At 69.1% G+C, this 20,865-nt stretch carries 19 protein-coding genes and 1 riboswitch; of the genes, 15 read left to right on the top strand and 4 right to left on the bottom strand.

Annotation, left to right across the window (positions count from 1 at the left end):
* The first annotated feature begins 251 nt into the window (after positions 1–251).
* The 4 genes from coxB to ABZ208_RS09760 all read left to right on the top strand — a co-directional run bounded on the left by coxB (position 252) and on the right by ABZ208_RS09760 (position 4,727).
* Positions 252–1,223, top strand: coding sequence for a cytochrome c oxidase subunit II (gene coxB / locus ABZ208_RS09775; RefSeq protein WP_356908973.1), 972 nt, complete (start codon positions 252–254; stop codon positions 1,221–1,223).
* Entirely contained in the window at positions 1,220–2,959 is a 1,740-nt protein-coding gene (gene ctaD / locus ABZ208_RS09770) for a cytochrome c oxidase subunit I (RefSeq protein WP_356908972.1), read from the top strand. Before coxB ends, ctaD begins: the two co-directional genes overlap by 4 nt.
* The gene (locus ABZ208_RS09765) at positions 2,956–3,354 is read left to right on the top strand and encodes a cytochrome c oxidase subunit 4 (protein ID WP_356908971.1); all 399 of its coding nucleotides are present in this window, start codon (positions 2,956–2,958) and stop codon (positions 3,352–3,354) included. The genes ctaD and ABZ208_RS09765 overlap by 4 nt, the downstream gene beginning before the upstream one ends.
* A 119-nt stretch (positions 3,355–3,473) precedes the next feature.
* The gene (locus tag ABZ208_RS09760; RefSeq protein ID WP_356908970.1) at positions 3,474–4,727 is read left to right on the top strand and encodes an Ig-like domain-containing protein; all 1,254 of its coding nucleotides are present in this window, start codon (positions 3,474–3,476) and stop codon (positions 4,725–4,727) included.
* Between the two features lie 69 nt (positions 4,728–4,796).
* On the opposite strand, the gene ABZ208_RS09755 is transcribed toward ABZ208_RS09760, so the two are convergent.
* Positions 4,797–5,198, bottom strand: coding sequence for a hypothetical protein (locus ABZ208_RS09755; RefSeq protein WP_356908969.1), 402 nt, complete (start codon positions 5,196–5,198; stop codon positions 4,797–4,799).
* A gap of 181 nt (positions 5,199–5,379) precedes the next feature.
* Between ABZ208_RS09755 and ABZ208_RS09750 the strand changes: the two genes are divergently transcribed.
* From ABZ208_RS09750 to ABZ208_RS09725, 6 genes are all read left to right on the top strand, one after another.
* On the top strand, positions 5,380–6,000 hold the full coding sequence (locus ABZ208_RS09750) for a heme-copper oxidase subunit III (protein WP_328401558.1): 621 nt from the start codon (positions 5,380–5,382) through the stop codon (positions 5,998–6,000).
* An 81-nt stretch (positions 6,001–6,081) separates the two neighbouring features.
* Positions 6,082–6,891 carry a c-type cytochrome gene (locus ABZ208_RS09745; protein ID WP_356908968.1) on the top strand — a complete coding sequence of 270 codons (810 nt, stop codon included), beginning with the start codon at positions 6,082–6,084 and terminating at the stop codon, positions 6,889–6,891.
* The gene (locus tag ABZ208_RS09740; RefSeq protein ID WP_356908967.1) at positions 6,888–7,964 is read left to right on the top strand and encodes a Rieske 2Fe-2S domain-containing protein; all 1,077 of its coding nucleotides are present in this window, start codon (positions 6,888–6,890) and stop codon (positions 7,962–7,964) included. The genes ABZ208_RS09745 and ABZ208_RS09740 overlap by 4 nt, the downstream gene beginning before the upstream one ends.
* The gene (locus ABZ208_RS09735) at positions 7,961–9,586 is read left to right on the top strand and encodes a cytochrome bc complex cytochrome b subunit (protein WP_356908966.1); all 1,626 of its coding nucleotides are present in this window, start codon (positions 7,961–7,963) and stop codon (positions 9,584–9,586) included. The genes ABZ208_RS09740 and ABZ208_RS09735 overlap by 4 nt, the downstream gene beginning before the upstream one ends.
* A 122-nt stretch (positions 9,587–9,708) precedes the next feature.
* Positions 9,709–10,773 (top strand): anthranilate phosphoribosyltransferase, encoded by a 1,065-nt coding sequence (trpD, locus tag ABZ208_RS09730; RefSeq protein ID WP_356908965.1) that lies wholly within the window; start codon positions 9,709–9,711, stop codon positions 10,771–10,773.
* 321 nt (positions 10,774–11,094) lie between these two features.
* Positions 11,095–11,211, top strand: a riboswitch (SAM riboswitch).
* Between the two features lie 195 nt (positions 11,212–11,406).
* Positions 11,407–12,804 (top strand): aminotransferase class V-fold PLP-dependent enzyme, encoded by a 1,398-nt coding sequence (locus tag ABZ208_RS09725; protein ID WP_356908964.1) that lies wholly within the window; start codon positions 11,407–11,409, stop codon positions 12,802–12,804.
* 114 nt (positions 12,805–12,918) lie between these two features.
* Here the strand turns inward: ABZ208_RS09725 and ABZ208_RS09720 are convergent, their stop codons facing one another.
* Positions 12,919–13,200 (bottom strand): Lrp/AsnC ligand binding domain-containing protein, encoded by a 282-nt coding sequence (locus tag ABZ208_RS09720; protein ID WP_328401570.1) that lies wholly within the window; start codon positions 13,198–13,200, stop codon positions 12,919–12,921.
* The gene (locus tag ABZ208_RS09715) at positions 13,197–13,919 is read right to left on the bottom strand and encodes a rhomboid family intramembrane serine protease (RefSeq protein WP_356908963.1); all 723 of its coding nucleotides are present in this window, start codon (positions 13,917–13,919) and stop codon (positions 13,197–13,199) included. Before ABZ208_RS09715 ends, ABZ208_RS09720 begins: the two co-directional genes overlap by 4 nt.
* Before the next feature lie 150 nt (positions 13,920–14,069).
* Between ABZ208_RS09715 and ABZ208_RS09710 the strand changes: the two genes are divergently transcribed.
* The 5 genes from ABZ208_RS09710 (at position 14,070) to ABZ208_RS09690 (ending at position 19,616) form a co-directional block, all read left to right on the top strand.
* Positions 14,070–14,312: a hypothetical protein gene (locus ABZ208_RS09710; protein WP_328401574.1), complete on the top strand. Its 243-nt coding sequence runs from the start codon at positions 14,070–14,072 to the stop codon at positions 14,310–14,312.
* Positions 14,313–14,361: 49 nt separating this feature from the next.
* Positions 14,362–15,726 carry an NYN domain-containing protein gene (locus ABZ208_RS09705; RefSeq protein ID WP_356909020.1) on the top strand — a complete coding sequence of 455 codons (1,365 nt, stop codon included), beginning with the start codon at positions 14,362–14,364 and terminating at the stop codon, positions 15,724–15,726.
* 321 nt (positions 15,727–16,047) lie between these two features.
* Entirely contained in the window at positions 16,048–17,073 is a 1,026-nt protein-coding gene (locus tag ABZ208_RS09700; RefSeq protein ID WP_356908962.1) for an NlpC/P60 family protein, read from the top strand.
* Positions 17,074–17,273: 200 nt separating this feature from the next.
* Complete coding sequence (locus tag ABZ208_RS09695; RefSeq protein WP_356908961.1) at positions 17,274–18,305, top strand: NlpC/P60 family protein; 1,032 nt, start codon at positions 17,274–17,276, stop codon at positions 18,303–18,305.
* A 69-nt stretch (positions 18,306–18,374) separates the two neighbouring features.
* Positions 18,375–19,616 carry a hypothetical protein gene (locus tag ABZ208_RS09690; protein ID WP_356908960.1) on the top strand — a complete coding sequence of 414 codons (1,242 nt, stop codon included), beginning with the start codon at positions 18,375–18,377 and terminating at the stop codon, positions 19,614–19,616.
* Here the strand turns inward: ABZ208_RS09690 and ABZ208_RS09685 are convergent.
* Positions 19,573–20,811: a glycosyltransferase 87 family protein gene (locus ABZ208_RS09685; RefSeq protein WP_356908959.1), complete on the bottom strand. Its 1,239-nt coding sequence runs from the start codon at positions 20,809–20,811 to the stop codon at positions 19,573–19,575. The two genes, ABZ208_RS09690 and ABZ208_RS09685, sit on opposite strands and share 44 nt — an antisense overlap.
* Positions 20,812–20,865: the final 54 nt, after the last annotated feature.

Here is a 20,865-nt window from a genome sequence, read left to right as displayed (position 1 = left end):
TGCCAAGGGGCCGTCAGATGACTGCCGGAAGCGGGCATTCCAGGGTCCATGGGACGTCCCCCGGAAGGCTCAGCCATCCCTTCGGGGTGTCGGACGGCGCGTTGGGCACCCTCCCCGCGCGACCCCAAATAGCGTCCAGTAGGGTTTGGTCCGCATAAACATCCAAACCCCTGCCCGCGTCAGGGCCGGCGACCGACCAGCGAGACGGCCGCAGCCGGTCGCGCGGGCCGAGACTCTCGGGAAGGCGCTACGTGAGTCCCAACGGCTCCGACCGCTCGTCGCGGCGCCCGATGCGGCGGAAGCTGCCGCAGGTGCTGCTTGCGGGCCTGATCCTGGCGACAGCCACCGGTTGCTCGTACAACTGGCAAGACTTCCCCCGCCTCGGTATGCCCACCCCGGTGACGGAGGAGGCTCCACGGATCCTCTCCCTCTGGCAGGGCTCGTGGGCGGCGGCGCTCGCCACGGGTGTGCTGGTGTGGGGCCTGATCCTGTGGAGCATCGTCTTCCACCGGCGCAGCCGCACCAAGGTGGAGGTACCTCCGCAGACCCGGTACAACATGCCCATCGAGGCGCTGTACACCGTGGTTCCGATCATCATCGTTTCGGTGCTCTTCTACTTCACCGCGCGTGACGAGACGAAGCTCCTTGCTCTCTCCGACAAGCCCGCCCACACCATCAACGTGGTCGGCTACCAGTGGAGCTGGGGCTTCAACTACCTCGAGGACGTGGACGGCAACCCCGCCACCGGTGACGCTCAGGCCCAGAAGGAACTGAACGCGATTCCGGACAAGTACAACAACGACTTCCCCAAGGGTGCCGAGGGCGTCTACGAGGCAGGCATCCCGGGAGACCGGAACCCCCAGACGGGCAACCCGGGCCCGACCCTGGTGCTGCCGAAGGGGGAGAAGGTCCGGTTCATCCTGACCTCCCGTGATGTCATCCACTCCTTCTGGGTGGTCCCCTTCCTGTTCAAGCAGGACGTCATCCCCGGTCACACCAACGTCTTCGAGGTGACGCCGAGCCGGGAGGGCACCTTCTTCGGGAAGTGCGCCGAGCTCTGCGGCGTCGACCACTCCCGGATGCTCTTCAACGTCAAGGTGGTCTCCCCGGAGCGCTACCGGGAGTACCTGAAGGAGCTGGCCGAGAAGGGGCAGACCGGCTTCATCCCGTCAGGCATTGAGCAGACGGACCCGGCCAGGAATGCGGAGAAGAACCAACTGTGAGCATCCTCAACGAACCTCAGGGTGCCGCCGAAGCAGCTGACGACTCGTACGAGAACGAGCTGCCGGTACGGCGCAAGCAGCCCGGCAATGTCGTGGTGAAGTGGCTTACCACCACCGACCACAAGACCATCGGCACGCTCTACCTGGTCACGTCGTTCTTCTTCTTCTGCATCGGCGGTGTGATGGCGCTCTTCATGCGCGCCGAGCTCGCCCGCCCCGGCACGCAGATCATGTCGAACGAGCAGTTCAACCAGGCGTTCACGATGCACGGCACGATCATGCTGCTGATGTTCGCGACGCCGCTGTTCGCCGGATTCGCGAACTGGATCATGCCGCTGCAGATCGGCGCGCCCGACGTGGCGTTCCCGCGGCTGAACATGTTCGCCTACTGGCTGTACCTCTTCGGCTCGCTCATCGCGGTGGCCGGCTTCCTCACCCCTCAGGGTGCGGCCGACTTCGGCTGGTTCGCCTACTCCCCGCTGTCGGACGCGGTCCGCTCGCCGGGTGCAGGCGCCGACATGTGGATCATGGGTCTGGCCTTCTCCGGCTTCGGCACCATCCTCGGCTCGGTCAACTTCATCACCACGATCATCTGCATGCGCGCTCCCGGCATGACGATGTTCCGGATGCCGATCTTCGTCTGGAACGTGCTGCTGACCGGTGTGCTGGTCCTGCTGGCCTTCCCGGTGCTGGCCGCCGCGCTCTTCGCGCTGGAGGCGGACCGCAAGTTCGGTGCGCACATCTTCGACTCGTCCAACGGCGGTGCCCTGCTCTGGCAACACCTCTTCTGGTTCTTCGGCCATCCAGAGGTGTACATCATCGCCCTGCCGTTCTTCGGCATCGTCTCGGAGATCATCCCGGTCTTCAGCCGCAAGCCGATGTTCGGTTACATCGGTCTGGTCGGCGCGACCATCGCGATCGCCGGTCTGTCGGTGACCGTGTGGGCGCACCACATGTACGTCACCGGCGGTGTGCTGCTGCCGTTCTTCTCCTTCATGACGTTCCTCATCGCGGTTCCGACCGGTGTGAAGTTCTTCAACTGGATCGGCACCATGTGGAAGGGCTCGTTGTCGTTCGAGACACCGATGCTCTGGACGATCGGCTTCCTGGTCACCTTCACCTTCGGTGGTCTCACCGGAGTGATCCTGGCCTCGCCGCCGATGGACTTCCACGTCTCCGACTCGTACTTCGTCGTCGCGCACTTCCACTACGTCGTCTTCGGCACCGTGGTCTTCGCGATGTTCGCCGGATTCCACTTCTGGTGGCCGAAGTTCACGGGCAAGATGCTGGACGAGCGGCTCGGCAAGATCACCTTCTGGACGCTGTTCATCGGCTTCCACGGCACGTTCCTGGTGCAGCACTGGCTGGGTGCCGAGGGCATGCCGCGTCGTTACGCGGACTACCTGGCTGCCGACGGCTTCACCGCGCTGAACACGATCTCGACGATCGCCTCGTTCCTGCTCGGTATGTCGATCCTGCCGTTCGTGTACAACGTCTGGAAGACCGCCAAGTACGGGAAGAAGATCGAGGTCGACGACCCGTGGGGCTACGGCCGTTCGCTCGAATGGGCGACGTCCTGCCCGCCGCCGCGGCACAACTTCCTCACCCTGCCGCGGATCCGCAGTGAATCCCCGGCGTTCGATCTGCACCACCCGGAGATCGCGGCTCTCGACCAGCTCGAGCACGGCGGCCACGGCGCCAGCGTGCTCGCCGGTGGCAAGGAGGAGAGCAAGTGAAGATCCAGGGCAAGATGTTCCTCTGGCTGAGCGTCTTCATTCTGGCCGTCGCCATCCTGTACGGCGTCTGGTCGAAGGAGCCGGCCGGTACCACCGCGCTGTTCCTGGCCTTCGGCCTGAGCATCATGATCGGCTACTACCTGGCCTTCACGGCCCGGCGCGTCGACGAGATGGCCCAGGACAACAAGGAAGCCGATGTGGCGGACGAGGCCGGCGAGGTCGGCTTCTTCTCCCCGCACAGCTGGCAGCCGCTCTCGCTGGGCATCGGCGGTGCGCTCGCCTTCCTCGGTGTCGCGATCGGCTGGTGGCTGCTGTACTTCTCGATCCCCGTCATCCTGATCGGCCTCTTCGGCTGGGTGTTCGAGTACTACCGCGGTGAGAGCCAGAACCAGTAACACTGCATCCGCACAGCGCGGGACGGGCCCGGATTCCCCACTCCAGAAGAGGGAATCCGGGCCCCTCGTTTGGAGTCATCCAGCGCGCCGCTGCTGACAGCTGTTCATAGCGTGTGCTTATGAACCACACGCCGCACTTCCGCACCGTCTTCAGCTGCACCGTGCTCCTCGTGGCCCTCGGGCTGGTAGCGACCGCGTGCGGCGGGCCCGATGACAATCCGCTGGCCGGCGAGCCCTACGACGCGGCGCAGCAGGTCGCGTTCAACGCCCCCCGAAGCGGCTCGAAGGCGAATCCGGACAAGCCGCTCGAAGTCACCGCCAAGAGCGACAGCAGCCGGATCACCGACGTCACCGTCACCGACGACGCGGGGCACCACCTCGCGGGCGAACTCTCCGCGGACGGTGCCCGCTGGCGTTCCACGGCCCCGCTGTCGGCAGGTGCCAAATACACCGTCAAGGTGTCCACGGAGGACGAGGACGGCGCCCCCGGCGCCCGGACCGTCACTTTCGAGACCGCGCCCGCCAAGCACTTCCTCACTGCCCAGTTCGGCCCCAAGGCGGGCACGTACGGCGTGGGCCAGCCGGTCACCGCCACCCTCAACTCCGCCGTCACGGGCAAGGAGGCCCGGCGTGTGGTCGAACGCGCCCTCAAGGTCACCTCGAAGCCCGCGGTCGAAGGCGCCTGGCACTGGGTGGACGACAAGACCCTGCATTACCGCCCGAAGGAGTACTGGCCCACCGGAGCGAACGTCCGGGCCACCAGCAACCTGCAGGGCGTCAAGGTCGCGGGCAAACTCTACGGCGGCCGTTCGAAAGCGCTGAGCATCACCATCGGGGACCGTGTCGAGGCGATAACCGACGCCGCGGCGCACTCCATGGTGGTCAAGCGCAACGGCGAAGTGATCAACACCATTCCGGTGACCACCGGCAAGCCCGGCTTCTCCACCCGCAACGGCATCAAGGTCGTGCTCGGCAAGGAGTACTTCGTACGGATGCGCGGTACCAGCATCGGCATAGCCGAGGGCAGTTCCGAGTCGTACGACCTGCCCGTCTACTACGCCACCCGGGTGACCTGGAGCGGCGAATACGTCCACGCCGCACCCTGGTCCGTCGGCTCACAGGGCGTCGCGAACGTCAGCCACGGCTGCACCGGGATGTCGACCGCCAACGCCGCCTGGTTCTTCAAGACCGTCCGGGAAGGCGACATCGTCCAGGTCGTCAACAGCTTCGGCAACATGATGGAAGGCTTCGGAAACGGCTTCGGCGACTGGAACCTGTCCTGGAGCACGTGGCAGCAGGGCAGCGCCCTGACCGGCGGCATCCAGGACACCAGCGGTTTCGCGGAAGCGGCACGGCTACGGCCCCAGGTCTGAGCCTGCCCCCTGTCTTCGGCAGGCGATCCCCAGCGGTCCTCAGGGGGCCTCAGCAGTCCTCAGCGGTCCTCAGCAGTCCACGGCGAGCCGGCTGCGCAGCAGCGCGGCCAGTGCGTCGGCGAACTCGACCGGGTCCACCGGCAGGGTCACCGCCGCCTCCGCACGGCTCCAGGTCGCGAGCCAGGCGTCCTGCGGGCGGCCCATCAGCAGCAGTACGGGCGGGCAGTTGAAGATCTCGTCCTTGATCTGCCGGCAGACCCCCATACCGCCCGCCGGAACCGTCTCGCCGTCCAGCACGCACACATCGACGCCGCCCTCCTCCAGGGCCTTCAGGACCGCCGGCAGCGTCGCGCACTCGAGGAACTCGACGGGCGGCAGATCCGCGGCCGGCCTGCGTCCCGCCGCCAGCCTGACCTGCTCGCGCGTGTTGGAGTCGTCGCTGTAGACCAGGACCGTGGCGCTCGACTGCATGGTTCCTCCGCCTCGTTCGATCAGGTGCAGATGCATGTGTTCTGGCGCGGATGCTACTCGCTCCGACTCCCGGTCAACACCGGTTCGGACAGGCCTTCGATGGGCCGTTCGGGCTGGACACGGACCAGGAACACACCGAACGGCACCCCCCGGAGTGAGGGCGGGATAAGCGACCGACATAATGTCGGTCGTGGCGACAGCAACGACAGTAGAAACCGGGCACGCGCACCCGACGGTCAATCGGCCGAACCTCACCAGTGTCGGAACCATCATCTGGTTGAGTTCCGAGCTGATGTTCTTCGCGGCCCTCTTCGCGATGTACTTCACCCTGCGATCGGTGACGGGTGCCGAGTACTGGACAGAGCAGGCTTCGTTCCTGAACTTCCCGTTCTCGGCGACCAACACCACGATCCTGGTGCTCTCCTCCCTCACCTGCCAGCTCGGCGTCTTCGCCGCGGAGCGGGGCGATGTGAAGAAGCTCAGGACGTGGTTCATCATCACCTTCGTGATGGGTGCCATCTTCATCGGCGGCCAGGTCTACGAGTACACCGAGCTGGTCAAGCACGAGGGGCTCTCCCTCTCGTCCGGCCCGTACGGCTCGGTGTTCTACCTGACCACCGGCTTCCACGGCCTGCATGTGACGGGCGGTCTCATCGCCTTCCTGCTGGTCCTCGGCCGCACCTACGCGGCCCGGCGATTCACCCACGAGCAGGCAACCGCCGCCATCGTCGTGTCCTACTACTGGCACTTCGTCGATGTCGTCTGGATCGGCCTCTTCGCCACGATCTACATGATCAAGTAATCGGCGCGGACGGCACCCGCCGTCTGAAGCAGACATAGTCCAGAAGCATCGACGCAGAAAATCCTGACACCGGGGTAATCCGTGAAAAAGCTCTCCGTACGACGACGCCATCCGCTGGCGGCGGTCGTCGTCCTACTCTTCGCGCTGGCGGCCACTGGGGGGCTGTACGCCGCGTTCGCACCCGCGGACAAGGCGCAGGCCGATGAGACCGCCCAGTCCCTCGCCATCAAGGAGGGCCAGAAGCTCTACACCGTCGGCTGCGCCAGCTGCCACGGTATGGGCGGTCAGGGAACCACCGACGGCCCGTCCCTGGTGGGCGTCGGCTCCGCAGCCGTCGACTTCCAGGTCGCCACCGGCCGTATGCCCGCCCAGCAGCCCGGCGCGCAGGTGCCGAAGAAGCCGGTCATCTACTCGCAGGCCCAGATCGACCAGCTCGCGGCGTACGTCGCCTCGCTCGGAGCCGGTCCGATCACGCCGACCGAGAAGCAGTACAACCCGGAGGGCGCGAACATCGCCAAGGGTGGCGAGCTGTTCCGCAACAACTGCGCCCAGTGCCACAACTTCACCGGTGAAGGCGGCGCGCTGACCGACGGCAAGTACGCCCCGAGCCTGGAGGGCGTCAGCCCGAAGCACCTCTACGAGGCCATGCAGACCGGCCCGCAGAACATGCCGTCCTTCCCGGACACCACGCTGCCCGAGCAGGAGAAGCGCGACATCATCGCGTACGTCAAGACCGTGAACAGCGAAGAGACGGCCACCCCCGGCGGCTTCGGGCTGGGCGGCATCGGCCCGGTGGCCGAGGGTCTGTTCGGCTGGATCTTCGGTCTCGGCTCGCTGATCGCTGTTGCCATCTGGGTCGCGGCCCACACCGCTAAGGCCAAGAAGTCATGAGTAGCCAAGAGATTCCAGACGAGAACCTGCCCGCAGAGCAGGACGCCGCGCACGGCGCGGCCCACGGCGGCGCTGCCGTCGCCCAGCGCACGGAGGACGCCCCGTTCGCCGACCCGGGACTGCCGGCCCACAAGCCGCGCATCCAGGACATCGACGAGCGTGCCGCGAGGCGCTCCGAGCGTGCCGTCGCCTTCATGTTCACGCTGTCGATGCTGGCCACGATCGGCTTCATCGCCTCGTTCGTGACCATCGGCGTCGACACGATCGTGTACATCTGGCCGCTCGGTCACATCGGCGCGCTGAACTTCGCGCTGGGTACGACGCTTGGCATCGCGCTCTTCTGCATCGGCGCGGGCGCGGTCCACTGGGCCCGCACCCTGATGTCCGACGTGGAGACCCCGGACGACCGCCACCCGATCGAGGCCGACCCCGAGGTCAAGGCCAAGGTCATGGCCGACTTCGCCGACGGCGCCGCGGATTCCGCGATCGGCCGACGCAAGCTCATCCGGAACACCATGTTCGGAGCGCTGGCCATGGTGCCGCTCTCCGGTGTGGTGCTGCTGCGCGAGCTCGGTCCGCTGCCGGAGAACAAGCTCCGCAAGACCCTGTGGGCCAAGGGCAAAGAGCTCATCAACATGAACACGAACGAGCCGCTGCGTCCCGAGGACGTCGCGGTCGGTTCGCTCACCTTCGTCATGCCCGAGGGCCTGGAGGAGAGCAGCCACGACTTCAACAACCAGATCGCCAAGGCAGCCCTGATGGTCGTCCGTATCCAGCCGGATGACATCAAGGACAAGCGCGAGCTGGAGTGGTCGGTCGACGGCATCGTGGCCTTCTCCAAGATCTGCACCCATGTCGGCTGCCCGATCAGCCTGTACGAGCAGCAGACGCACCACGTCCTCTGCCCGTGCCACCAGTCCACCTTCGACCTCTCCGACGGCGCCCGCGTCATCTTCGGTCCGGCCGGTCACCCGCTTCCGCAGCTGCGTATCGGCGTCAACGCCGAAGGCAACCTCGAGGCGCTGGGCGACTTCGAAGAGCCCGTCGGTCCTGCCTTCTGGGAGCGCGGATGAGTACTGCAACAGACACGAAGAAGAAGGCGCCCGCCGGCGAGCGGGTGGCCGACTGGGCGGACGGCCGGCTCGGGATCTACTCCCTGGCCAAGGCCAACATGCGGAAGATCTTCCCGGACCACTGGTCCTTCATGCTCGGCGAGATCGCGCTCTACAGCTTCATCATCATCATCCTCACGGGTGTGTATCTGACGCTGTTCTTCCACCCGAGCATGAACGAGGTCGAGTACCACGGCTCGTACGTGCCGATGCAGGGCATCCGCATGACCGAGGCCTACGCCTCGACCCTGCACATCAGCTTCGACGTCCGCGGCGGTCTGCTCATCCGGCAGATCCACCACTGGGCCGCGGTGATCTTCCTCGCCGCGATGTTCGTGCACATGATGCGCGTCTTCTTCACCGGCGCGTTCCGCAAGCCGCGTGAGATCAACTGGCTGTTCGGCTTCCTGCTGTTCGTCCTCGGCATGTTCACCGGCTTCACCGGTTACTCGCTCCCCGACGACCTGCTGTCCGGCACGGGTGTCCGCTTCACCCAGGGCGCGATCCTGTCCATGCCGATCGTCGGCACGTACATCTCGTTCTTCCTGTTCGGCGGCGAGTTCCCCGGCCACGACATGGTGGCCCGGTTCTACTCGATCCACATCCTGCTGCTGCCGGGCATCATGCTCGGCCTCGTGGTGGCCCACCTGATCCTGGTCTTCTACCACAAGCACACGCAGTGGGCGGGTCCCGGCAAGACGAACAAGAACGTGGTCGGCATGCCCCTGCTGCCGGTCTACATGGCCAAGGCCGGAGGCTTCTTCTTCCTGGTCTTCGGTGTCATCGCGTTCATCTCGGCGACCTTCACGATCAACCCGGTGTGGGCGCTCGGCCCGTACCGCCCGGACATGGTGTCCACCGGTGCCCAGCCCGACTGGTACATGGGCTTCGCCGAGGGTCTGGTCCGTGTGATGCCTGGCTGGGAGATCAATCTGTGGGGCCACACGCTCGTCCTGGGTGTGTTCATCCCGCTGGTGATCTTCGGTGTGGTCCTCGGAGCGATCGCGGTCTACCCGTTCATCGAGTCCTGGATCACCGGCGACAAGCGCGAGCACCACATCCTGGACCGGCCGCGTAACGCGCCGACCCGGACCGCGCTGGGTGTCGCCTGGGTCACCGGCTACGTGATCATGCTGCTGGGTGGCGGTAACGACATCTTCGCCACCCACTTCAACCTGTCGATCAACGCGATCACCTGGTTCGTCCGCATCACCTACTTCGTCGGACCGGTTCTCGCGTTCGTCCTCACCAAGCGCATCTGTCTGGGCCTGCAGCGTCGCGACCGCGACAAGGTGCTGCACGGTCGCGAGACCGGCATCATCAAGCGCCTGCCGCACGGTGAGTTCGTCGAGATCCACGAGCCGCTCTCGCAGGGCGACCTGTACAAGCTCACCGCGCACGAGCAGTACAAGCCGGCCGAGATCGGCCCGACGGTCGACGAGAACGGCGTCGAGCGCAAGGTGAAGCGTTCCGAGAAGCTGCGCGCCAAGCTCAGCAAGGGCTACTACGGCGAGGAGAACCAGATCGCCAAGCCCACCGCCGAGGAGTACAAGGAGATCACCAGCGGCCACGGCCACCACTGATCACCTGACCTGAAGGTCGCCACAGCTGGAGCCCCGTCCATTCGTCGGACGGGGCTCTTTGCTGTGCCCGCACCTGGATAGGGTGGACCCATCCCTATCGGCTGTGGACCCTGGAGCGGACCATGAACGTTGTGACCCCGGTCGGCGGCAACAGCGTGGCGGACCACTCCTGGCCCGGCGTGCTGAACGCCCTCCTCGACAACCGTGACCAGAGCGCGGACGCCACCGCATGGGCGATGGACCGCATCCTCAGCGGCGAGGCCACCAACGCGCAGATCGCCGCTTTCGTGGTCGCGCTGCGCGCCAAGGGCGAGACCGTCGACGAGATCACCGGCCTTGTGCGGACCATGTACGCGCACGCCAACCTGATCGAGGTGCCAGGCCCCAGCGTCGACATCGTCGGTACCGGCGGCGACGGGGCCAAGACGGTGAACATCTCGACGATGTCGGCGATCGTCGTCGCCGGTACGGGCGCGAAGGTCGTCAAGCACGGAAACCGCGCGGCCTCGTCCGCGAGCGGCGCCTCCGACGTCCTGGAGAAGCTCGGGGTCAATCTGGAGCTCACCCCGCGGCGCGTCGCCGAGGTCGCCGAGGAAGCCGGCATCACCTTCTGCTTCGCGGTCAAGTTCCACCCGGCGCTACGGCATGTGGCGGCCACCCGCAAGGAGGTGGGCATCCGCACCGTGTTCAACTTCCTCGGTCCGCTCACCAACCCGGCGCGGGTCAAGGCCCAGGCGACCGGTGTCGCGGACGCCCGGATGGCGCCGATCCTGGCCGGTGTGCTGGCCGAACGGGGATCGTCCGCGCTGGTCTTCCGCGGCGACGACGGTCTGGACGAGCTGACCACGACCGCCACGTCCAAGGTGTGGGTGGTACGGGACGGCGCGGTGCGCGAGGAGGCCTTCGACCCGCGCGACGCGGGCATCGACCTGGTGCCCGTCGAGGCGTTGCGTGGCGCGGACGCCTCGTACAACGCGGATGTCGCGCGGCGGCTGCTCGGCGGCGAGACCGGTCCGGTCCGCGACGCGGTGCTGCTGAACGCGGCGGCCGCGCTGGTGGCCCTGGAGCCGGGCGACGGCCCGCTCGCGCAGCAGCTGCGGGCCGGTATGGACAAGGCGGCCGAGTCCATCGACTCGGGAGCGGCCAAGGCCGCACTGGACCGCTGGGTCTCCGTGAGCAACTCCTAGGCCTTGTCCGGGCGATCTCGTCGGGCCGCGGCGACAGCTGCGGCACCTCGCTGTGTTGTCGGAGTCGCCCGAGTACGTCCAGTACGAGGGCGATGCTCCGCTTTGCGATGCGTCCCCTCGGCCCTGGCGGCCTGGGGAGGCCCCATGCCTCGGCCCTGGTGGGCCTGGGGAGGCCCCACGCATCTGACGCCGCAGACTGATCCTCGAAGATCGCCCGGACAGGGCCTACGCGGACGCCGACGTGGTGTGCCGTCCCCTGCCTGTCCCGGAATCCGGACACGGGTTGCGGGACGGCGATCACGTCGCGTAGTTTCTTCGACAGGTCATGAGTGACAGCGACGAGGCCCCGGCCCGCTGTCCGGCAACCCTCCGTCCGTGGCGGGGTGCCCCGGGTGAAGACCAGGTCGCAGGCAGCGAGGTCTGTGGCAAGCGCGGACCCCTGGACATCGTCGGATGTCACAGCCCCGGGGTCCTGGTCCTCAAGGGAGCAGTCTCGTGAGCAAGCGAATGCGATAGGGCGCGTAGCCCCCTCTTCAGCACATCCTCCGCACGGTCGTGTCCGTGCGCCGAGGCACACCCGTGATCCGGGTGTTCTTGAAGCCGATTCGCCTTTTCCTGCCGGGAGATACCGCCATGTCCGCATGCCCGAACGCCGCCGTTGCCACCCCTGACGCCGTCGCCGACCCGTGCTGTGCCGCCCCGCTCCCGGTCCTCGGCCGGGACGTCACCGTTCCGCTGGTGACCGGCGGCGAAGCCGTCTACGCCGCCCTCGACTACGCGGCGAGCGCGCCCGCGTTGCAGCGCGTGTGGGACGACGTGGCCGCGTACGCCCCGTACTACGGCAGCGTGCACCGTGGCGCCGGCTACCTCTCGCAGCTGTCCACGGACCTGTTCGAGAACAGCCGGGCGACCGTCCACGACTTCCTCGACTGCCGTGACGGCGATCAGGTCGTCTTCACCCGCTCCACCACCGACTCGCTGAACCTGCTCGCCTCCGTGCTCCCCGCCGGCTGCCGGGTGTTCGTCTTCGAGACCGAGCACCACGCCTCCCTGCTGCCCTGGCGTCAGGCCCAGGTGACCTTCCTGGACGCGCCGCGCACTCCCGAAGAGGCCGTCACCACCCTGGAGCGGGCGCTTGCCGACCGGACCGCATCCGCTCAGGACGCGGACGGGCCCGCCCTGGTCTGCGTCACCGGCGCGTCGAATGTGACCGGTGAACTGTGGCCGGTGAAGGAGCTCGCGGCCGTGGCCCACGCCCACGGCGCCCGGATCGTCCTCGACGCCGCCCAGCTCGCGCCCCACCACCCCGTGTCGGTACGGGAGTTGGACGTGGACTGGGTCGCATTCTCCGGGCACAAGCTGTACGCGCCGTTCGGCTCCGGCGTGCTCGCCGGGCGCGCGGACTGGTTGCGGGAGGCGGAGCCGTACCTCGCGGGAGGCGGTGCCTCGCGCACGGTCGCGCGGCGCACGGACGGCGGCGTGGACGTCGAGTGGCACACCACGGCCGCGCGCCACGAGGCCGGTTCGCCGAACGTCATCGGCGTCTACTCCATCGCATCGGCGTGCAGGGCGCTGACCGAAGCGGGCTTCGACGCGCTGGTGGCACGGGAGCAGCAGCTGATCGCAACGGTGCGGGAGGGGCTGGCCGAGGTGCCCGAGGTGCGCGTGCTCTCCCTGTTCGGCGCCGATGCCCCGCGCGTCGGCGTCATCTCGTTCGTCGTCGACGGCTGGAACAGCTCGCACTTCGCGGCGGCGCTGTCGGCGGAGTACGGCATCGGGGTACGCGACGGCCTGTTCTGCGCCCATCCCCTGGTGCGTACGCTGCTGGGCGGTGAGACCCAGGATCCGGGCGAGTGCGGCGCCCCCGAGGAGACCGGGGGACGGTCGCTGAACGCGATCCGCGTCAGCTTCGGCGCGGGGACGCCGGACGAGCATGTCGAACGCTTCGTCCGGGCGGTGCGGGAGCTGGTGCGCGAGGGTGCGAAGTGGACCTACCGCACGGAGGACGGCCGCTGCGTCCCGGCCGTGTGACGCTCGGGGTTGTGCCCCGGATCCGACGAGCCCGCGCCTTCGGCGCGGGCTCGCTGTCGTCGCGGTTGCGTCCCCCCACCGCGGGACGGGTGCTTGCCCCGCATGCGCGAGGCGTCAGGCGTCCAGGCCGATGGCGAACGCCGCCTCCAGGTCGTGCTGGGAGTAGGTGCGGAACGCGACATGCGTGTCGGTGGCCTCGACGCCCGGGATCTTGCTGATGCTGCCCGGGATGACGTCCGCCAGGTCGTCGTGCTTGGCCACACGGACCATGGCGATCAGGTCGTACGTACCGGTCACCGAGAAGACCTCGCTGACGCTGTCCAGCGCGGCGATCGACTCGGCGATCTCGGGGATGCGGTCCACGCTGGTCTTGATGAGCACGATCGCGGTGATCACGGTTGGCGTTCTCCCTCGGTGGCCGCTGCTTGGGCCTTCACTCTAGTCCCACTGCGGAACCGGCCCCAGGCGTAGAGGAAGCCCGCCGAGAACCCCACCAGATGCGCCAGATAGGCGACGCCGGGCCCGCTGCCCGCGTTCCTCGCGGCCAGCCACTGGAGCGCGAACCAGAAGATCAGCACGACCCAGGCGGGGAACCGCAGCGGCAGGAAGAACAGAAACGGGAAGAGGCTGGTGACGCGGGCCTTCGGAAAGAGGAACAGGAAGGCGCCGAGCACGCCCGAGATCGCCCCGGACGCCCCCACCAGGGTCTGCGCCGAATCGGCGTTGACGGCCGCGTACACCAGCAGTGCGAGGTAGCCGGTGCCCAGATAGAACAGGGCGAACTGCAGCCGGCCCATCCGCTCCTCGGCCATCGCGCCGAAGACGAAGAGAAACAGCATGTTCCCGAGCAGATGCAGCCAGCTGCCGTGGACGAACAGGGCCGTGAGCGGGGTGAGCAGGGCGTGCGGGGAGCGTTTCAGCAGTTCGGCCGGGATCACGCCCCACTGCTCGAAGTACGCGCTCTGCGCGACGAGTAAGCGGTCGCCCGTGCCGTACACCGGATTGAGTCCGGAGACCGGGCTGACGAGGAAGACCGCGCAGCAGACGGCGATCGCGCCGTAGGTCACGGCGGGCCCCTTGGCCGTGTTCCGGATCGCACCCCACCAATCGATCACGGACAGATCATGCCGTAGGTGGACCGACCGGCACAGAGTGCCTCGCCGCGACACCGGGTACCCGCGAGGCCGTAGGGTTACGGGCAGTACATCCGCAGTTCGACGGCGCACCGCGGCACCCGCATCCGCACCACGAAGAAGGACGGCACGATGACGACGGTTCCCTCGCCGACCCCCGAGACCCGGTGGCGCTGCACACTGTGCGGCAACCTGACCCGCTTCGATGTCACGCGCTCGTCGAAGGTCGTCGAGTACGTGCATCTGGACCTGGCCGGGGAATCGAAGGTGGAGGAGCGCGAGGTGGTCAGTGAGACCATCGAATCGGTCCGCTGCCGCTGGTGCAACGCGGTGGATCAGATCGAGCTGGTGGACAGGCCGGGCGCGGCTTCCTGAGCAGCGGCCCGGGCAGCGGGCAGACGACAGGCAGTAGGGGTGACGGATGGTGGAGCAGCCACACAGCGGCGCTGAGCCGGCCGATGCGGCCGGTGGCGCTGCCGAGGCGCTCGACCGCCCGCTGCCGGAAAGTGTGCGGCGGCGGGTCGTCGCTCTGGTCTCGGACGCGTTCGGCGGCCTGACGGTTGCCGAACTGCCGTCCCAATTGCGGCAGTACGCCCGTTTCACCCCCACTCGGCGCGCCAAGTTCGCCGGCAATGCGATGGCTGCCGCGCTCGAGGGCGACCCGGTCTTCCGCCAGCGCATCGGCGAGCGGATCGGCAAGGCCCAGCCCGAGCTGGCCGATGCGCTCGAGTCCGGATCCCCGCCCGCGGCAGCCGATCCCGTCGATGTGGCGGCCGCGGCCTATGTCCTGCGTCCCGTCGGGTGGGTGAAACTGGTCGCCGCCGCGGGCGAGGAGGCCCAGCGCGCCGATGCCGAGCGCGCCGACGAAGAGGCCCGGCGCGAGCTGGAGCGGCTGCGCGCGGAGCTCGCCGAGGCGCGCGGCCAGATCAGGAGCGAGACCGAGGGGCTGCGTGCCGAACTGGACGCCGCCCGCAAGGACGCCGAGTCGCTGCATCGCAAACTGCGCAGCGCCCAGGCCGATGTGAAGCGCGGTGAGGCCGCCCTGCGCCGTACGGCGGGCGAGATCGACGCGATCAAGGCGCAGGCCGCCGCCCAGGTGTCGGCCGCCGAGAGTGAGAGCCGGCGGCTCAAGGCGCGGCTGGCAGAGGCGGAGGCCGCGGTCGAGGCGGGCCGCCGGGCCGCCCGTGAGGGGCGTTCCATCGAGGACATGCGTCTGCGTCTGCTGCTGGACACGGTCCTGGACGCGGCCCAGGGGCTGCGTCGCGAGCTGGCGCTGCCGCCGGCCGGGATCCACCCGGCGGACACCGTGGACGCCGTGGAGCCCGGCAGGATGTCGCCCAAGGACATCGCTGCACGGGCCCTGTCCGAGACCGATCCGGCCCTGCTCGACCAGCTGCTCGCACTGCCCCAGGCGCATCTGGTGATCGACGGCTACAACGTCACCAAGACCGGCTATCCGACGATGCCGCTGGAGAAGCAGCGGCTGCGGCTGCTGGGCGGTCTTTCCGTGCTCGCCGCCCAGACCGGTGCGGAGATCACCTGTGTCTTCGACGGTGCGGAGCTGGCCGCTCCGGTGCTGCTGGCGCCGCCGCGCGGAGTGCGGGTGCTGTTCTCCAAGCCGGGGGTGACCGCGGACGAGCTGATCCGTCAGCTGGTGCGGGCCGAGCCGCCCGGCCGGCCGGTGGTGGTGGTCTCCACCGACCGTGAGGTCGCCGACGGAGTGGCCAAGGCGGGCGCCCGGCCGGTCGCGTCCGCATTGCTGCTGAAGCGGCTTTCGCGGCTCTCGTAACTCTCGTCATATATGCCCGAATTTGTGCCATCGCGGGTGGGACGTTGCGTCAAGTGGCCATTACTACGCGTGTGATGCAAGTAAAGAATGCGCGTGGCGGGCAAGAATTTTCTCGTGAGGATTTGAACTGATCACAAGAAGGTCACTAAGGTCTGGCCTCGAACCTTCGCGCGGTTGATCGTCCATCCGGGGCGACAGCGAAGGCACCGCCGAGTTCGCGTAGTTCGCCCCTTTTTCCCCCGGGGGATCCGACGCGCGGACGCCGGGGATTGAACCCCCCACAGCCCGGTAGGCGGCTCGAGGAAGAAGGAGCTCGCCTTCGTGGCGTCCCACCGTCGACCCAAGCAGCCGAGCCGCACCCGCGTGACCGTGCTCACCGCGACCGCCGCTGCGGCTGTCGCCCTGACCGCCCAGAGCGCCCAGGCCGACCCGAAGCCGAGCAAGAGCGAGGTCAAGGAGAAGGTCGACAAGCTCTACGAAGAGGCGGAGAAGGCCACCGAGAAGTACAACGGGGCCAAGGAGCAGCAGGAGAAGCTCGACAACCAGATCGACGCGCTGCAGGACAAGGTCGCGCGAGGTCAGGAAGAGCTCAACACCCTGCGGGACAGTCTCGGTTCGGTCGCGAGCGCCCAGTACCGCACCGGCGGCATCGACCCCTCCGTGCAGCTCTTCCTCTCCGGCGACCCGGACACCTACCTCGACAAGGCCTCGGCCCTCGACCAGCTCGGTGCCAAGCAGACCGAGGCGATCCAGGAGATCCAGGCCAAGCAGCGCACCCTCGCGCAGCAGCGCCAGGAGGCCAAGGAGAAGCTCGGCGACCTCGCGGACACCCGCAAGGAGCTCGGCGACAAGAAGAAGGAAGTCCAGACCAAGCTCGCCGCCGCGCAGAAGCTGCTGAACTCCCTCACCGCCGCGGAGCGGGCCGCGCTCTCCGCCGACGACTCCCGTGCCAACCGCGCCAGTTCGCGAGCGGACCTCGGCAACGCCGTCCCCGCCTCGCAGCGGGCGGGCGCCGCCTTCGCCGCCGCCCAGTCCAAGATCGGCTCGCCGTACGTGTACGGCGCCTCCGGCCCGAGCTCCTTCGACTGCTCCGGCCTCACCTCCTGGGCGTACGCGCAGGCCGGTGTCTCCATACCGCGGACCTCCCAGGCCCAGGCCAACGCCGGTACCCGCATCTACTCCCAGAGCGCCCTCGAGCAGGGCGACCTGGTGATCTTCTACGGCGACCAGCACCACGTCGGCTTCTACGCCGGCAACGGCCAGGTGCTGCACGCGCCCAAGCCGGGTGCGAGCGTGCGCTACGAGTCGATCAACAACATGCCGTTCCAGTTCGGCGTCCGTATCTGACGAATCGTTCGGAAGGCGTTCACGCCCGCCCGAACGGGGGAATTCGGTCAGACCCTGCTGACGACGCGCCCCGCCGGTGACCTGTGGTCTCCGGCGGGGCGTCACTTTGTGTGCCCGGTGCGCTCTTTGGCCGCCGCGTGGTCGCCCGGTTACTCTCTGCCGCGCACTGTCACCAGTACCTGCGGAAGGGAGCGCGGCCTGTGGTGTCCCATCGCCGACCCGCACAGTCCGGCCTCACCCGAGGGGCCCGGGTCACTGTCCTGTCCGCTGCGGCGGCAACGGCCGCGGCGGCGTTCGGCGCCGCACCCGCCGGCGCCGACCCGCGGGACTCCGCGGCAGCCACCCGCGCCAGGCTCGACCGGCTCTTCGAGGAGGCGGAGCGGGCCACCGAGCGCTTCAACAGGGCCGGTGAGCGCGTGACGCGGCTGCGCGAGGAGGTCGAGCACGCCCAGGACCGCGTCGCCCGCGGCCAGGAGCGCATCAACGGCATGCGGGACATGCTGGGTTCGGTGGCCGGTGCCCAGTACCGCTCCAGCGGGATGGACCCGGCCCTCGCCCTGCTGCTCTCCGAGAACCCTGACAGCTACCTGGAGGCGGCGCAGACCCTGGACCGCATCACCGAGCGCCAGGCCACCGCGCTGCGCGATCTGCGGCGGGCGCAGCGCGACCTCGGGCAGGAGCGCGCCGAGGCCTCGCGCGATCTGCTGGAGCTGGAGCGCAGCCGTGCCGCCGTGGCGCGGCACAAACGCGCCGTGGAGCGCAAGCTGGGCGAGGCCCGCCGGCTGCTGAACTCCCTGCCGGACGCCGAGCGGGCGGCGTTCGACCGCGCCTCCCGGTCGGGCCGCGACCTGATGCTGCCCGACGTGCCGGGCCTGGGGCCCGGTTCCCCGCACGCCGGCGCCGCGGTGCTGTCGGCCCGCAGCGCGCTCGGCCGGCCGTACGTGTGGGGCGCCAACGGTCCCTCCGGCTTCGACTGCTCGGGGCTTGTCCAGTGGTCGTACGCCCAGGCAGGCGTGGGGCTGCCGCGTACCTCGCAGGCGCAGGCGAACGCCGGCCGGCGGGTGCCGCTGTCCGAGGCCCGGCCCGGCGACATCGTCACGTACCGTAGCGACGCCAGCCATGTCGCCCTGTACGTCGGCAACGGCCGGGTGGTGCACGCGCCCTATCCGGGGGCCTCCGTCCGCTACGACCCGGTCGGCATGATGCCCGTCCATGCCGTCACCCGGGTCTGAACCGCCCCGCGGGCCGGACCCCGCCGCTTTCCCCGCCCCTTCACCCGCGTGTTCCGTACGATCGGCAGGGTGGCAGGTCAGAGGCACGCACGGCGCACCAGGCGCGCGGCGATACGGCGTACGGCGGGACTCGGTCTCGCCGCGCTGCTGCTGGCGTCCGGCTGCACCGCAGCCCCCGACCGGGCGGACACCACGCTGCGGGGCATCCAGGAGGCGCTGGACGACCGCGCGGACGCCGTGCTCCGCCATGACCTGGACGGGTATCTGGCCGCTCTCGACCCGGCGGCGGCCACGCTGCGTGCCCGGCAGCACAAGGAGTTCGACCAGCTCGAGGACGTGCCGCTGAGCACCTGGGAGTACCGCATCAAGGGCGTGCGCCACCAGGGCACGCGCGCCGTCGCCGACACCGAGCTGCGCTACCGGTTCGCCGGCTACGACTCCGCCCCGGTGACCACCTCGCGCACGCTGGAGCTGCGTGCGGACGACGGCCGCTGGTACGTCACATCCGACCGCGCCGGCACCGGCAGCTCCCAGCAGCTGTGGCAGCAGGGCGATGTCCAGGTGGTACGGGGCAGCCGCAGCCTCGTCCTCGGCGTGGGCCAGGACGGCAGGCATCTGCGCGCCCTCGCGGCGGCCGCGGATCGCGCCGTGCCCGCCGTCTCGGCCGCCTGGCCCTCGAAGTGGACCGGCCGGGTCGTCGTGCTCGTGCCCTCGTCCGTGGAGGCCATGGGCAGGCTGCTGGGCGCCCCGGCGGCGGGGTACCGGGGCATCGCCGCGGTCACCACCGGGGAGAGGGGACCCTCCGGGGCCTCGTCGGCCGATCGGGTGATCGTCAACCCGGACGCGTACGCGGTGCTCGGCGAGTTCGGCCGGCGGGTCGTCCTGACGCATGAGACCACCCATGTCGCCACCCGGGCGCACACGTCCGCCGCCACACCCATGTGGCTCTCCGAAGGCTTCGCGGACTGGGCCGCCTACCGCGGCGTCGGCCGTTCCGCCGGCGAGAGCGCCCCGGACCTGCGGGACGCGGTCCGGGGCGGTGATGTTCCCGCGGAGCTGCCGTCCGACGAGGAGTTCGCCTTCGGCGGGGACGCCAAGGCCCTGGCGCGTGCGTACGAGGGCGGCTGGCTGGCCTGCGAGCTGATTGCCGACCGCTGGGGCGAAGAGGCGCTCACGGCGTTCTACGCGTCCGTGGGGGGCGCCGAGCACCGCGACGGCTCGGTCGAGAGGGCGCTCGGCGAGGTGCTGGGCACGACGCTGCAGGAGTTCACCTCGCTGTGGCGGGACTATCTGCACGAGCGGCTGGACTGACGGCCTGCGGGGGGCCAGGGACCGTCCGGCGCCACAGCCGTGCGCACGCGATCAGCGCCGCGGCGACCAGCAGCCCGTTGCGCAGCACGAGCAGCAGCACCCCGAGCGCATCGCTCGCCACCACATGGCCGAACCACACCGGGAACTCCAGCAGTGTGACCGCGCTCGCGGCCAGCACCAGGCGTGCCGGCCGCACCATCGGGCTGTCCGCGTGGACCAGGCACACCGCGGCCAGGCCCACCAGCCAGACCAGGTACTGCGGGCTGATCACCCGGCTGGTGACGGTGAACAGCAGCACGGCGGCGAAGGCCGCGTCGCACACCATGCCGGGCCCGGACCCGCGCGCCCGCAGCCGCCACAGGGCCAGCCACAGGAACGAGACCACCGAGAGCCCCAGCGCGACCGAGCCCGCGAGCGGCACGTACGGGCCGGTGAACTCGACCGACCCGTAGCTGAGCACCACCTGCCCCGGCCAGCCGAAGTGCCGCGCCACATGGAAGACCAGCGCGCCCAGCGACTCCACCTCGGTGCCCCGGTCGCGCTGGAAGGTGAGAAAGGCCGTCCCGCCGGGCATCGCAGCGCACAGCAGCAGGGTGAGCCCGCCCGCCGCTGCCGCCGCGGCCGTCCAGGAGCGCCGGGTCGTGTGCCCGCGCGCGGTGCCCACGAGCAGCAGCAGCGGCCAGACCTTCAGCAGCGCCCCGAGACCGGCCAGCGCCCCGAGCGCGCGGGGCCGGCGGGCTCCGGCGAGGAGGGCGGCCACCGCCACGGCGGTCACCATCACGTCGTAGCGGGCGTACACGGTCGGGCCGAGGAGCGGCAGGCCCACGATCCAGGTCCAGCGGGCGCGCCCGCCGCCGTGGCGCTCCGCGTGCCGCAGCATGCACAGGACCAGCAGATCGCACAGCAGGGCGAGGACGAAGAAGGCGGCCGGATAGGGCAGGAACGGCAGCAGGGCGGGGGAGCCGATGGCGAGAGCGGCGCCGGGCGGGTACTGCCAGGTGACATCGTCCAGCGGATACGTACCGGCCCTCAGCACCTCGTACCAGCCCTGGTAGATCACCGAGACGTCGAGGGTGACGTCCGGGCCCGGGACCGTGACCGCCTTGAAGACACAGAGCAGCAGCGCGGTCCTGGTGAGGAGCCAGGTGAGGATCCACAGGCGGCCGGGAGACCGCGCGCCGGCTGCGTCCGCCATGAGCATCGCATCCGTTCCGTACGGGATCGGTGGGTGCCCATGATGCCGGTCGGG

It is taken from the genome of Streptomyces sp. NPDC006208 (genome assembly GCF_040613775.1).
Lineage (GTDB): Bacteria > Actinomycetota > Actinomycetes > Streptomycetales > Streptomycetaceae > Streptomyces.
This window is presented reverse-complemented; position numbering and strand designations above follow the sequence as displayed.